Source organism: Pseudomonas orientalis (assembly GCF_001439815.1).
Lineage (GTDB): Bacteria > Pseudomonadota > Gammaproteobacteria > Pseudomonadales > Pseudomonadaceae > Aquipseudomonas > Aquipseudomonas orientalis.
The window spans coordinates 321,880-335,239 of the sequence record NZ_JYLM01000004.1 but is presented as its reverse complement, the minus strand read 5'-3'; the positions used below and the strand labels follow the sequence as shown (position 1 = coordinate 335,239).

General features: G+C 62.9%; 15 protein-coding genes. 3 read left to right on the top strand and 12 right to left on the bottom strand.

What is annotated here, in order from left to right; translation table 11 throughout:
• The first annotated feature begins 60 nt into the window (after positions 1-60).
• Positions 61-780, top strand: coding sequence for a 16S rRNA (uracil(1498)-N(3))-methyltransferase (locus TU82_RS12800; RefSeq protein WP_057723544.1), 720 nt, complete (start codon positions 61-63; stop codon positions 778-780).
• A gap of 138 nt (positions 781-918) precedes the next feature.
• Here TU82_RS12800 and TU82_RS12795 read toward each other — a convergent pair whose 3' ends face one another.
• Both TU82_RS12795 and TU82_RS12790 read right to left on the bottom strand, forming a co-directional pair.
• A complete protein-coding gene (locus TU82_RS12795; RefSeq protein WP_057723543.1) occupies positions 919-1,821 on the bottom strand; it encodes a transporter substrate-binding domain-containing protein in 903 nt (300 codons plus the stop codon).
• A 31-nt stretch (positions 1,822-1,852) separates the two neighbouring features.
• A complete protein-coding gene (locus TU82_RS12790) occupies positions 1,853-3,094 on the bottom strand; it encodes a D-amino acid dehydrogenase (protein WP_057723542.1) in 1,242 nt (413 codons plus the stop codon).
• A 108-nt stretch (positions 3,095-3,202) separates the two neighbouring features.
• On the opposite strand from TU82_RS12790, the gene TU82_RS12785 reads away from it, so the two are divergent.
• Positions 3,203-4,105, top strand: coding sequence for a LysR family transcriptional regulator (locus TU82_RS12785; RefSeq protein ID WP_057723541.1), 903 nt, complete (start codon positions 3,203-3,205; stop codon positions 4,103-4,105).
• 230 nt (positions 4,106-4,335) lie between these two features.
• Here TU82_RS12785 and trhA read toward each other — a convergent pair whose 3' ends face one another.
• Complete coding sequence (gene trhA, locus TU82_RS12780; RefSeq protein WP_057723540.1) at positions 4,336-4,953, bottom strand: PAQR family membrane homeostasis protein TrhA; 618 nt, start codon at positions 4,951-4,953, stop codon at positions 4,336-4,338.
• A 143-nt stretch (positions 4,954-5,096) separates the two neighbouring features.
• Between trhA and TU82_RS12775 the strand changes: the two genes are divergently transcribed.
• Entirely contained in the window at positions 5,097-6,011 is a 915-nt protein-coding gene (locus TU82_RS12775) for a LysR family transcriptional regulator (protein ID WP_057723539.1), read from the top strand.
• 121 nt (positions 6,012-6,132) lie between these two features.
• Here TU82_RS12775 and madM read toward each other — a convergent pair whose 3' ends face one another.
• The 9 genes from madM to mdcA all read right to left on the bottom strand — a co-directional run bounded on the left by madM (position 6,133) and on the right by mdcA (position 13,254).
• Positions 6,133-6,897 carry a malonate transporter subunit MadM gene (gene madM / locus TU82_RS12770; protein ID WP_057723708.1) on the bottom strand — a complete coding sequence of 255 codons (765 nt, stop codon included), beginning with the start codon at positions 6,895-6,897 and terminating at the stop codon, positions 6,133-6,135.
• A 5-nt stretch (positions 6,898-6,902) separates the two neighbouring features.
• Positions 6,903-7,295, bottom strand: a complete 393-nt coding sequence (gene madL, locus TU82_RS12765) for a malonate transporter subunit MadL (RefSeq protein WP_057723538.1) — start codon at positions 7,293-7,295, stop codon at positions 6,903-6,905.
• A 67-nt stretch (positions 7,296-7,362) separates the two neighbouring features.
• Positions 7,363-8,262 carry a malonate decarboxylase subunit epsilon gene (gene mdcH / locus TU82_RS12760; RefSeq protein ID WP_057723537.1) on the bottom strand — a complete coding sequence of 300 codons (900 nt, stop codon included), beginning with the start codon at positions 8,260-8,262 and terminating at the stop codon, positions 7,363-7,365.
• Positions 8,259-8,855, bottom strand: a complete 597-nt coding sequence (locus tag TU82_RS12755; protein ID WP_057723536.1) for a malonate decarboxylase holo-ACP synthase — start codon at positions 8,853-8,855, stop codon at positions 8,259-8,261. The genes mdcH and TU82_RS12755 overlap by 4 nt, the downstream gene beginning before the upstream one ends.
• On the bottom strand, positions 8,849-9,619 hold the full coding sequence (gene mdcE, locus TU82_RS12750) for a biotin-independent malonate decarboxylase subunit gamma (protein ID WP_057723535.1): 771 nt from the start codon (positions 9,617-9,619) through the stop codon (positions 8,849-8,851). Before mdcE ends, TU82_RS12755 begins: the two co-directional genes overlap by 7 nt.
• On the bottom strand, positions 9,616-10,458 hold the full coding sequence (locus TU82_RS12745; protein ID WP_057723534.1) for a biotin-independent malonate decarboxylase subunit beta: 843 nt from the start codon (positions 10,456-10,458) through the stop codon (positions 9,616-9,618). Before TU82_RS12745 ends, mdcE begins: the two co-directional genes overlap by 4 nt.
• Positions 10,451-10,750, bottom strand: coding sequence for a malonate decarboxylase subunit delta (locus TU82_RS12740; protein WP_057723533.1), 300 nt, complete (start codon positions 10,748-10,750; stop codon positions 10,451-10,453). The genes TU82_RS12745 and TU82_RS12740 overlap by 8 nt, the downstream gene beginning before the upstream one ends.
• A complete protein-coding gene (locus tag TU82_RS12735; RefSeq protein ID WP_057723532.1) occupies positions 10,750-11,583 on the bottom strand; it encodes a triphosphoribosyl-dephospho-CoA synthase in 834 nt (277 codons plus the stop codon). Before TU82_RS12735 ends, TU82_RS12740 begins: the two co-directional genes overlap by 1 nt.
• The gene (gene mdcA, locus TU82_RS12730; protein ID WP_057723531.1) at positions 11,584-13,254 is read right to left on the bottom strand and encodes a malonate decarboxylase subunit alpha; all 1,671 of its coding nucleotides are present in this window, start codon (positions 13,252-13,254) and stop codon (positions 11,584-11,586) included. It abuts the gene before it with no gap.
• Between the last annotated feature and the right edge of the window lie 106 nt (positions 13,255-13,360).

Sequence of the window (13,360 nt, the reverse complement as noted above, 5' to 3'; positions counted from 1 at the left end):
CAAGCTCGCTCCTACAGAAAGACAGAACGTGTGTATGCATAATTTTTCCAGAGAACAGAAATGAGACTGTCCCGTTTTTTCACCGACACCCCGCTGAGCCTCGGCGACCATGAGTTGCCCGAAGCCCAGGCGCATTACATCAGCCGCGTGTTGCGCATGGTCGAAGGCGACGCCGTGCAACTGTTCGACGGCTCCGGCCAGGAGTTTCTCGGCAGCCTGCTGGAAGTCGGTAAAAAACGCGTCACCGTACAACTGACGCAACGCTTCAACGGCCAGGCCGAATCGCCGCTGCATATCCACCTCGGGCAAGGTCTTTCCCGGGGCGAGCGCATGGATTGGGCGATCCAGAAAGCCACCGAACTGGGCGTCAATGCCATCACCCCGATTTTCAGCGAGCGCTGCGAAGTGCGCCTCAAGGACGAACGCGCCGACAAACGCCTGCTGCACTGGCGCCAGGTGGCGATCAGTGCCTGTGAGCAATGCGGGCGTTCAACGGTGCCGGTGATTCACCCGCCGCTGTTGCTGGCAGACTGGCTGAAACAGACCGAGGCCGACCTGAAGCTGGTACTGCATCCGGTAGCCGAGCCAATGATCAGCCATGCCAAACCTTCGAGCCTGGCCTTCCTGATCGGCCCTGAAGGTGGATTGACCGACGTCGAAGTGGAAACCGCCCAAAGCGCCGGCTTCCAAGCCGCCCGCCTAGGTCCACGGGTGTTGCGTACCGAAACCGCGCCGGTGGTGGCGCTGGCTGTGGCCCAACAGTTGTGGGGCGACTTCTAACCCTCCGAGTGATCGTTCCCACGCTGTGTGTGGGAATGCCGCCTGTGACGCTCTGCGTTACGACTTTAGAAGCGGACGCGGAGCGTCCAAGGATGCACTCCCACGCGGAGCGTAGGAACGATCTTGGGTTAGCGCTTCTTACTCCACCGGGTCGCTCACCGGCTTTGCAATAATTGCCTTTAACTCGCTGGTCATCGGGAATTCCAGGTTCAAACCCTTGGGCGGAATCGGCTGTTCGAACCAGCGTTGGTAAATCCCATTGATTTCCCCGCTGCGGTACAGATCGGCCAATGCTTCGTTGACCACCGCCAGGAACTGCGGGTCATCCTTGCGCACCATGCAGCTGTAGATTTCCCGCGACTGTTCTTCCCCCACCACTACCCAGTTGTGCGGGTCCCTGGCCTTGGCGCGTTCGCCATAGAGCAACGCGTCATCCATATAGAATGCCGCTGCGCGGCCGGTCTCGAGCATCTTGAACGCCTCTCCGTGGTCCTTGGCGCTGATGACGAACATATCGGCCTTGTGTTCGGCGTTGTAGCTTTTGAGAAAGCGTTCGTTGGTGGTGCCGGCGGTGGTCACCACGTTCTTGCCCTGCAGGTCCGCAAAGCCCTTGATGCCACTGCCCCTGGCCGTCAGCAGCTGGCCTTTCACGTAGATAAAACCGTACGAAAACGCCACCTGCTTCTGCCGCTCGGCCGTCACGCCAGTGGAGCCGCACTCCAGATCCACCGTTCCGTTCTGCACCAACGGTATACGCGTTTGAGAGGTCACCAGGTTGTAGCTCACCTTGAGGTCGGCCACCCCGGTTTTTAGCTGGATGCGCTCGACGATCTTGCTCGCCAGGTCCACTGAATACCCCATGGGTTTGCCGCTGGTATCGGCAACATAGGAAAACGGCACCGACGCATCGCGGTAACCCAGGGTAATGGACCTGGCATTGGCGATCTTGCTCAAGGTGCCCTCCAGCGGCGTTTGCGTCGCATGCGCCTGTGCGCCGAACAACAGGCCCAGGGTGCAGCCGGTCAACAGGATCTTTTTCATTGTTATTCTCCGTTGGTTTTGGGGTAGAGATTCAAGCGACGCGAGGCGTCAGGCCGTGCATATCGATGGACGGCGTGCGCTGATCGATCAGCTCGGCCAGCAGTTGGCCGCTGCCACAAGCCAGCGTAAAGCCAAGGGCGCCATGGCCGAGGTTGAGCCACAAGTTGCGGTAGCGACTTGCACCGATCAGCGGCACCCCCGTCGGCGTGGCCGGGCGCATGCCGGCCCATTCGACTGCGTGGGTGTAGTCACCGGCCAGCGGGAATGTCTCCAGGGCCTGACGCTTCATCAGGGTCAGGCGCTTGGGTTCAAGTCCGGTATCGAAACCAACGATATCCACCATGGCGGCGACCCGCAGTTGGTCACCGATACGCGCGTAGACGATCTTGCGGTCATAGTCGGTAATGCTCAGGTTCGGCGCCCGGTGCTGCGCGCCGATCGGCACGCTCAGGCTGTAGCCCTTGAGCGGATACAGCGGTAGCGCCAACCCCGGCAAGCCCAATTCGGCGCTGCGATGCCCCGCCGCAAGTACCAGTTGTTCCACCGGCATCTCTTCGCTGCCCAACTCGATGGCCTGCACTGCACCGTCGGCATGGCGAATCCTGGTGACCTTGCGCCCGAGCATAAACGTGCAGCGCCCCGAGGCCTCGAGCCGCGCCGCCAGCCGTTGGCAGAAGGCATGGCAATCGGCGACCTCCTCGTTCGGCGTGTAGATACCACCGACGAAATCACCCGCCGCCAATGCCGGCTCCAGCCGCGCGCAATCGCCCATGGACAACACCTGCTGCTGCAACATGTCGGTGACCTTGCTGCGCGCATGTTCGAAGCTATTGGCAGTACGAAACGTCACCAGCTTGCCGTTGCGCCGCCAGTCGAAATCTTCCAGGCGGTCATCGATGCGCCATTGCTGCAAGGTGGCCTGGCTCAAGGATGCCAGGCGCAACAAGTGCGCTGCATTGCGCTTATTCACCGAACCCCGGCAGGCGGCCATGAAGGCTGCCATCCAGCGCCATTGCCGGGGGTCGAGCCGTGGGCGCAATTTCAACGGCGAGTCTCCGCGCAGCAACCAGCCAATCGCCTGCAGCGGCACGCCGGCATCCGCCAACGGTGCCACATAGCGATAGGACAACTGCCCGCCGTTGGCGAAGCTGGTTTCGCTGCCCAGGCTGTCACGCGCGTCGATCACCGTCACTGCATGGCCGGCACGCACCAGCGCATACGCGCTCGTCAAGCCGATCACTCCACCGCCGATGATGCAAACCTGTCCGGCCATGCCAGCCTCCCGCCGTTGATTCAAGAAGGCTCAAGCCTAGAGGCAGGTGACAGCTCACCGACAATGAATAAAGATGGGTCACCTATAAACAAAGGTTATGGACTCGTCATGCGCTTGCGTCATATCGAAATCTTCCAGGCCATCCGCCAGACGGGCTCCATCAGCGCCGCCGCGCAGTTGCTGCACGTCTCGCAGCCGGCGGTGACCAAGGTGTTGCAGCACGCCGAATTGCAGCTGGGCTTTGCGCTGTTCCTGCGGGTACGCGGCAAGTTGCAGCCCACGCCCGAAGCGTTGGCGCTGGAAAGCGAAGTCGAGAAAGTCACCACGAGCCTGCAAGGCGTAAGGCGCCTGGCCAATAGCTTGCGCCGTGAACCTGGGCAGAGTATCCGCATCGGCGCGATTCCGACGCTGGCGCTGTCGCTGCTGCCGCCGTCGATCCTGGAGTGGAAACGCGATTACCCGGACATGGCCTGCGAACTGTCCAGCGACCATAGCCGCGAGTTGGTGCAGAAGCTGTTGATGCGCGAGATCGACCTGGCGTTGACGCTCAACTTCTCCGGCCATCCGGGACTCACGACCCAGGTGCTGGCCAACGGTGTACTGGTGGCGTTGGCGTCCAAAGGCTATTGGCCGGATGCCGAACGGCATCAGCCCTTGCCGTTGGCCGAGCTGGCCGGTGCGCCGTTGATCGGCCTGTCCAGCGCCGACCCGTTGGCGGCGAAGCTGGGCAGCTACCTGGAAAATATCGACCCGCCGCCCCGGGTGACGATCTCGGTGCAAACTTATTCCCTGGCGCGTGCGATGGTCGAATCCGGGGCCGGTCTGACCGTGATCGATCCGTTCACGGCGCTGGGTGCCTCAACCGCCACCACCCAGATCCGCACGCTCACCCCACCGCTGCCCATCACCCTCTACGCCCTGACCCGCGCCAACGAGCCACCGCCGCATATGCTGGCCAAGCTGCTGGAGATCTTTGGCAACCGCGCCTGTAAATTGCTCGACCGCCTCTAAGAACACCCTGGGTCCAATGTGGGAGGGGGCTTGCCCCCGATAGCGGTGTGTCAGCCAGATAATTTATATCTGACAGAAAGCCCTCTGTAGGAGCGAGCTTGCTCGCGAAAAACGTCAACGATAACGCGTGCTTCCTGATTGAACGCGGCGCCTGTGAGTTTTTCGCGAGCAAGCTCGCTCCTGCAAAAAAGCCTTAACTGAATGACATTAGGGCTTGCTCTCTGCTCCATTCAAAGCACGTAATGCATGATCGCCACAAAATGCAGCAGGCTGCCGCCAATCACAAACAAGTGCCAGATCCCATGGGAATGGCGCAGGCGGTCTTCCAGGGCAAAAAAGATAATGCCCACGGTGTAGAGCACCCCGCCCGACGCCAGCCAGATAAAACCCGCCGTGCCCAGCGCCGCTATCAGCGGCTTGACCGCCACCAGCACGATCCAGCCCATCACCGCATAGATCACGATGGATAGAATCCGCGCCTCGGAACGCGGCTTGATCTCCTGCAAAATGCCGATCACCGCCAGCCCCCATACAATCCCGAACAACGTCCAGCCCCATGGCCCGTGCAGTGTCACCAGGCAAAACGGGGTGTAGCTGCCGGCGATCAACAGGTAGATCGAAAAGTGATCGACCTTCTGCATGATCTCTTTTCGCCGCCCCCGCACGCTGTGATACACCGTCGAGGCGCTGTACAGCGCGATCAGGGTAAAGCCGTAAATCGCCACGCTGACGATCTTCCAGGGGCTGCCATCCAGGCTTGCCACCACCAGCATCCACACAGCGCCAATACACGCCGCGACTGCACCGAGCAAATGGCTCCAGGCGTTGAATCGTTCTCCGTGGTACATCTGTCACCGACCTCCCGTTACCCCAAGCACAAGCGGACAAGCGTCCAACCTTGCGCATCAGAGTGCAAGCGGGTTATGACGTTCCGACGACGCCGCGCGGTTTTGCGGGCACAATCGAGGGCATTCGAACAAGAGCCACGGCCATGTTGATCGACGAAGAATTCACCCTCAAGAAACTGGAAATCTTCCTGGCGTTCATGCGCACCGGCAACCTGGCCCGCGCCGCCGCCGAGCTGCAAACCAGCAACGTCAGCGTGCACCGCGCCATTCATTCGCTGGAAAATGCCCTGCGCTGCCCGCTGTTCAAACACGAGGGCCGCAACCTGACGCCGCTGGAAAGCGCCTATGTACTTGAAGAGCGCGCGCAAAAGCTGGTGGCCGACGTGGTCGACAGCGTGCGCCTGACCCGCGAAGCCGCCGGTTTCTCCGCCGAACGTTTCAAGCTCGGCTCGCTGTATTCGCTGACGGTCAAGACCGTGCCGCAACTGATCATGGGCCTGAAAATCCGCCGCAGCGAATTGAATATCGACCTGATCCTGGGCTCCAATTTCGACCTGCGCTACAAGCTCAAGAACATGGAAGTGGACGCGATCCTCATCTCCCTCGACGAGCACGCCAACGACCCGGACTGTGAGCAGATCGCCCTGTTCTCGGATGACATCTTCCTCGCCACCCCGGCCGATTCCCCCTTCGACCGCGAACGGCAAATCGACCTGGCCGACGTGCGCGACGCCACCTTCATCACCCTCACCCAAGGCTTCGCCACCCACCAGGATGGCAACCGGGTATTCAAGCAGGCGGGGTTCGAGCCCAAGGTGGCGATGCAGGTCAATGACATCTTCACGCTGCTGAGCATGGTCAGCTCAGGCGTGGGTTATGCGCTGCTGCCGGGCCGGATCGCGGCGGTGTACGAGAACCGCGTGAAGCTGATACCGCTGCAGCCCAGGTATCGGTTGCAGCAGCATATCGGCGTGGTGTTCCTGAAGGCCAAGGAGCGCGATCCGAACTTGCTGGCGTTGTTGGCGGAGTGTCGGATGTATGCCAATCGCCAGGTTTGAGACCGCTATCGGGGGCAAGCCCCCTCCCACATTTTGATCGCATTCTCATGTTGGAACTCGGTCAACTGTGGGAGGGGGCTTGCCCCCGATAGCGCCCGATCAAACACTGAAAATCTGTCGGTCAGCCCACCAACCCGCGCATCACCAGAAACAATAGCGACGGCCCCAATAAGCACCCCAGTGCCGTATAAAACGCCGCCGTCAGGCAACCGTACGGCACCAACTTCGGATCAGTCGCCGCCAGCCCGCCCGCCACACCGCTGGAAGTTCCCATCAAACCGCCAAAGATCACCGCGCTGCGCGGGTTATTCAGCCCGATCAGCGGCGCCACGAACGGGGTCATCACCATCACCAGAATCGCCTTGATCAACCCCGCGGCAATGGACAAAGCCATCACCTCGGAACTGGCCCCGATCGCCGCGCCGGTCACCGGGCCGACGATATAGGTCACGGCTCCGGCACCAATGGTGGTAAGGCTCACCGCATCGGTATAACCGAACGCCATTGCCACCCCGACCCCGGCAATAAACGACGAACCCACACCGACAAACAGCGCCAGCACACCAACGTATCCGGCGCGCTTAAGCTCATCGACACTCACGCCAAATGCCGTGGCGACAATGGCGAAGTCCCGCAACATCGCGCCACCCAACAGGCCGATACCTGACAGCAGCGGAATATCCACCACCCCCTTCGAGCCGCCGGTGAAGGCCCCGCCCACATACGACAACCCCAAGCCCAGCAGGATGGCGATGGCCGAACCGTGCAGGCGGCCTTTGGTAAAGGTATCGGAAATCCAGTAGGAGACCCACATGGTCAGGCCGATCACGGCAAAACCACTGATCAAGCCGTAGCCGGTGATCACTTTCATCATCGATTCGTACATGGCGATCACCTGGCTTCTTTGGTGGGAACAGCCGCAACCGGCTCGCGATTACCGATACGCACCAGCACCGGCACCAGGGCAAAGCCCAGCACCACGGCGAGGGTCCCGGCCAGGATCGCCATGGGCCCGCCACTGATGGCGCCATACACGTTTTGCTGGGCGGCCATCGCCACCACAACCGGGATATAGATCGCCGCCCAGAAGCTCACGCCAGCTTCCGACTTGCTGGTAAGCCAGCCGCGCTTGCTCAGGTAACTGCCCAGGCCGATCAGCAACAACATGGCGATACCCACCCCGCCGACGTTGGCTGGGATACCTAGCAACTTGCCTAGCAACTCCCCCACAAACAACCCTGCCAACGTGCAGAACGCCAGAAAAGCCACACCGTAGATAATCATTGTTATTGTCCTCAAAGTGCTCGTTCGAAATTGTTGTTGTTGTGCTTCGAAAGCCTTGGGTGATGCTTTATCGGTGGCGGCGCTCCTCCTCTTGCAGCAGGGCCTGCAAGGTATCCAGGCGCGCGCCTTCGCAGGCGATCACCGTGCCTTGTTCGAACACGCGACGTGACAGGCCGGTGAGCACCGCGCCCGGCGGCAGTTCGATCTGCAGGCGCACGCCGCGTTCAACGGCGCTTTGCACGGTGCCGCGCCAGTCGACGACGCGGCACATGTTGAAGGCCAGGTCATCGCGCAGTTGCTCGGGGTTGTGGATGGGACGCGCGCGGGTGCTGCTCAGGTAGGTGATGCGCGGCGTCTTGAGCGGGACGAAGGCCTGGGCGAGGACCTTGGCCGGTGCGTCCAGCAAGGCGCAATGGGACGGCACGCTGACCGCCAGGCGCCTGGCGATGCCGTTGCCCTTGATGCGTTCGGCGACACGCTTCATCGCCGCGTCGCTGCCGGCGATGACCGTCTGGTTATCGGCATTGATATTGGCCAGGTACACCGGGGTCTGCGGGCTGTGGATTTCGGCGAGCAAGGTTTCCACTGTGGATAACTGCGGGCCGATGATCGCAGTCATCCCATAGCCCTGTGGATAAGCGCTTTGCATCAGTTCGCCGCGCAGACTGACCAGTTTGATTGCATCGGCAAAGTCCATTGCGCCGGCGATGACCGCGGCGGGATAGGCGCCGATGGACAGGCCCGCGACGTAGTCCGGCGCGTGCTGCAGCAGACGCGCATGCGCCACCCCGGCGATCAACAGGCAGAGCTGAACGGCGCGCGTCGATTCAAGGGCTTGCGCCGAATCGAGCCGGCGCACGTCTTCACCCAGGGCAGCGCTGGCCTCGTCCAGGACCTCGGCGGGCAGCGCCTGGAGCATGCCGGCTCGCTGGGCGCCCTGCCCCGGAAACACCAACAGGCTGCTCATGCCACGGCCTGCCAGGGGTCGACAACGAGGTGCGCGCCGTTGGCCGTTTTCAGCAGCACCCGGCGTGATGCGCCCGCCCATTCGCGCAAGGCGACAGCGCCGACGGGGGTTTGCAGTTGCAGGTCGACGCTGCACGGTGCGCTATCGAGCATCGCCAATAACGCGTGCGCCTGGTGACGCTCAAGCGGCTCGGGAGTGCGCAGGATCAAATCCAGATCGCTCGCGGCATGCAATGCTTCGATGCCGCTGGCCAATTCGAATCCGGCGCTGCCGCTGACGCCCCAGTCGCTGTGCGCCAACAGCGGCCGCAGTTGATCAAGTGCCCGCCACGCCGGCAAATCTCGCGGCGAGGCCACGCCCCGCAAGGCTTCGGGGGCCACACGCCGCTGTACGGCGACAATGGGCATCAGCGCGGCAAACCGCTGCTCACGCAAACGCCCGCGCACACCTACCGCCACCTGGCCCGGCTCGGCGATGGCGCGGCGCACCACCACCGGGTGGCCGGCGCTGAGCGCCTCCACCACCCAGTCGGGCGCATCGGCGGGCAGATGGGCCGGGGTCATGCCCCAGAGCAAGTCGTGGGCGTTCACCATTGCTCCCGCAGCAGTTGGCGCACATGGCTGGAAGCGGCTCGATTGGTCGCACCAAGGCGCCCGCTCAAATCGGCGGTACCGACATCCTTTATTGCATTCATCAGGCAGTCACTGACCCGCGCCACATCGTCCGCCGTAGGCTGTTCAATCTGGTTGACCGTGAGCGTTTCCCAGAGCAGCCCGAGGCTGGCATAGCTGTCGATGTCATAGGCCATCGGCGGCACGCTGGCGGCCAGGGCTTCGAGTTCTTCGACGCTGCGCAGGGTGACCCGCGCCGCCGAGGCCTTGCCCATGGCGTGCACCATCACGCCGGGGTCGTGCAGGGCAATCAGGCGATTGGCCTGGTATCCGTGGGCGAGAAACGCGCCGGACATGGCCTTGCCTACCAGCAATGCAATCACCGGATGACCTGCCAGGCGCGCACGGGCGTAACTGTCTGCGGCGGCGGCCAACGCCTGATGAATGCCGAGGGCTTCTTCGCGGCGACCATAGGCCTGGCTGGGCACATCGACAATGGCGATCAGCGGGCGCTTGTCGCCCAGGGCGATGGCGTCATCCACCGCCTTGGCCAGGCCCCAGCCTTCGAGCAGCCCGACTTCGCCATTGCGCGCGCGCGGGAAGCGGTTGTTCGGGTCGGTGACCACGGCAAGAAAGCGCACGCGCTGACCGTTCAACTGGCCATCGGCGACCTTGAGCGAGTCGGGCAGCCCTTGCACCAGCGCCGCGCCGGCGCTTAGGGCGTTAAACCACTGCAAACCTCTCATGAGCGTTCTCCCTGATACAGCGCGCGCACCGTCGCCGGGTCGATTTGCGCCGTGGCGTCGAGTTCAGCCAGGCGCGCCAGGTAGAAATCAGCACGGCGGCTGCGCGGTTGTTCGGGCGCGCCGTGTTGCAGCAGCGCGCTGACGGTCTGTTGAATCTGCGCCACATCGTCGGCCACATACCGATCGGCCAGGCCGCTGTTGAAGCGTTGTTCGCCGCCGGTGAGGCTCCAGATAAACGGCCGGTCGCGGGAGTCGTATTCGTTCAACCCCGCTTCCTGCTCGATCACCTGCGGGCCGTTCAGACCCAGCCGTGCTTCGCGGGTGACGACGAGGTAGCTGCACAGCCCCGCCGCGATGGACATGCCGCCGAAGCACCCGACACTGCCCGCCACCACGCCGATCACCGGCTGGTACTGGCGCAGATCGACAATCGCCGCGTGAATATCAGCAATCGCCGCCAGGCCGAGGTTGGCTTCCTGCAAACGCACGCCGCCGGTTTCCAGCAGCAGCACGGCGCGGGTCGGGATGCCGTTGCGGTTATCCTCGGCGGCCAGTTCCAGTGCTCCGGCGATTTTCGCGCCGCCGACTTCACCGAGGCTGCCGCCTTGAAAGTTACCTTCGATGGCGGCAATCACCACCGGTAGACCGGCGACACTGCCTTTGGCGATGACCACCCCGTCATCCGCCTGGGGTACTACGCCCTGGCGGCTGAGCCACGGCGACATGACGCGTTGAAACGGGTCGATCAGCTCGCGAAAGGTGCCGGCATCCAGCAACGCCTTGGCGCGCTGCCGAGCACCGAGTTCAACGAAGCTGTGTTTGTTGAGCCAATCAGTCATGGCCGATCTCCTCGAAGCCTTGCTCCAGGCGCAAACGCACTACACCGGGCGTGGCGCCGAAATCGTGGATATCAATGTTCAAGGCCGGTGGCGTCTGCTCCTGGAAGATGCGTTCGAACAGGTGCCGCCAACGTTGCTCGGCGCCATTGACCGAGGTTTGCACCTGGATCGTCAGCGTGCCGGCGGTGCCCGGTTCCAGCAGTACTTCGAGGTCGCCGGAGCCGACGCACCCCACCAGCGCACGGCCTTTTGGCGGCTGCCCGGCGGGGAATTCAAAGGATAAGGTTTGCATCACAACGCTCCGTCGAGGCGGTCGATAAACAGGCAGGCGGCCAACAGGTCGGCGGCGCCGCCGGGAGACGCATTCAGGGCCAGCAGGTGTTGGTCCAGCGCGTGCAACTGGCGGCGACCGGCGAGGGTTGCGCTGCCGCCGGCGTCAAGCACGGCCTGGGCGCCCTGTTGCATGGTGGTCAGGCCTTCGTAGCCTGCGCGATAGAGCACGCAGGTGTCGGCCAGTTCGGTCATGATCGCGAGCAAGGCGTCCAGGCGGGCGTTCTGTTCTCCGGCGTTTTGCTGGCGGCTTTTGTGCAGCTGCGGCAGGCCGCGTTGCATCACCGAGGGGAAACCCAACTGTGCTTCTTCGCGGGCACCGCGTGCGCCGTAGCGTTGGGCGACCTGGGCGCCGTGGCTCAGCGGTTGCGGCGCGAAACGGTCATCGAGCAGGGCCAGTTTGGCCGCGGTCAGGGTTACGGCATGGGGTTGCAGGGCCGCTGCCGCGGTGAGCAAGCCAAGGGCCCAGATCGCGCCGCGATGGGTATTTACGCCGTGGGTGGTGATGAGCATCGCTTGCTCGCCCTCACGACCTATACGGCCGAGCGCTTCACGCAGGGGTACACCGACTTCACCGAATTCAAGGGCGGCCTCGGCCATTTCCTTGAACATCGGCCACAGCGACAACGCCGAAGCGTGCATCAGGCCCAGGTGCAAATCGCTGTGGGCGCCGTTGCCGCGCCGGTCCACCAATGCGGGTTTAGGTGAGAGGTCGGCTTCATCGATAAGCGCATCGACCGCCCTATCCGCCAGGCGATCGGCCAGGCTCACTTCATGCAGTTTGAGGGCGCGCATTTACCAGCTCCTGAATTTGGCGGGCGGGTTGTACAGGCCGCCGGACCAGTCCACCAGATCGGCCACGCTCTTGGCGGCCAACAGCTCGCGGGTGGCATCGGTGCGACGAATGCCAAGGTCTTCGGGCAGCGCAATCAAGCCTTCGCGGCGCATGCGCGCGGTGTCCTTGGGGTTGTGGCGCATACCGATGGCGGTGACTCCGGCGACGGCAGCGATCATTGCCTGGCGTTCTTCCAGGGAGCGCGCCTTGTAGAGGTAGGCGATGCCTTCTTCGGTAAGCAGGTGGGTCACGTCGTCGCCGTAGATCATGATCGGCGCCAGGGGCATGCCGCTTTTGCGCGCCACTTCCACCGCGTCGAGGGTGTCGACAAAGGTGGGTTTACCGCCTTCCTGGAAGGTCTCGACCATTTGCACCACGAGTTTTTTGCCGCGTTCGAGCAAGGCTTCCGGCGCATCATCGTGGCGCATGTCCAGCCAGGCCGGTGTGCCGTGGCGGCGACCGCGTGGGTCGTGGCCCATGTTCGGCGCGCCGCCGAAACCGGCGAGGCGGCCACGGGTCACGGTGCTGGAATGCCCGTCGCCGTCCACTTGCAGGGTGGCGCCGATAAACAGGTCCACCGCGTACTGGCCGGCCAGTTGGCAGAACATGCGGTTGGAGCGCATCGAGCCGTCGCGGCCGGTGAAGAACACATCCGGGCGTGCGGCGATATAGTTTTCCATGCCCAGTTCGGTGCCGAAGCAATGCACACTCTCGACCCAGCCACTTTCAATCGCCGGAATCAGCGTGGGGTGCGGGTTGAGGGTCCAGTTGCGGCAGATCTTGCCCTTCAGGCCCAGGGATTCGCCGTAGGTCGGCAGGATCAATTCGATGGCGGCGGTGTTGAAGCCGATGCCGTGGTTGAGCGACTGCACATTGTGTTTTTCGTAGATGCCACGGATCGCCATCATCGCCATGAGCACATGTACCGGCTTGATATGACGCGGGTCGCGGGTGAACAGCGGCTCGATGTAGAACGGCTTGTCGGCCACTACCACGAAGTCGACCCAACTGGCGGGGATGTCGACACGAGGCAAATCGGTGACGTCGTCCACCAACTGGTTGACCTGCACGATCACGATGCCATCGCTGAAGGCCGCAGGTTCGATCAGCGCTGGCGTATCTTCGGTACTGGCGCCGGTGTAGATATTGCCGGCGCGGTCGGCCATGAAGCCGGCCGAAAGCACAACGTTGGGAATCAGGTCCACCACCAGGCGCGCATAGAGTTCGATGTAGGTGTGGATCGCGCCGATTTCCAGCAGGCCGTCTTCCAGCAACTGGCTGATGCGCAGGGATTGGGTGCCGGCGAAGGAGAAATCGAGTTTGCGGGCGATGCCTTTTTCAAACAGGTCCAGGTGCTCGGAACGGCCGACGCTGGGCATGATCATGTGCAAATCGTGGAGCTTGGCCGGGTCGGCCTTGGCCAGGGAACGCGAGAGGAAGTCGGCCTGCTTCTGGTTGTTGCCCTCCAGCACCACACGGTCGCCGGGGAGGATCAAGGCTTCAAGGGCCTCGACGATCTTGTCGCCGGGCAACACCGCCCCGTCTGCAAACTGTTTGACCAGCCCGAGCCGCCGCTGCTTCTCGTCGCGCCGCCGCGTCCAGCGCGAGTCGGGGGTGATGGTTGTTGTCATGGTTGCTCCACGGGGTTGCTGTCGTGGGGCTTACCTTAGGAGTGAAGCTGAAGAGCATCAATCAAGCTGGAGCGCGAACCGTTACGCCTGGAGTAACGAAGATCAA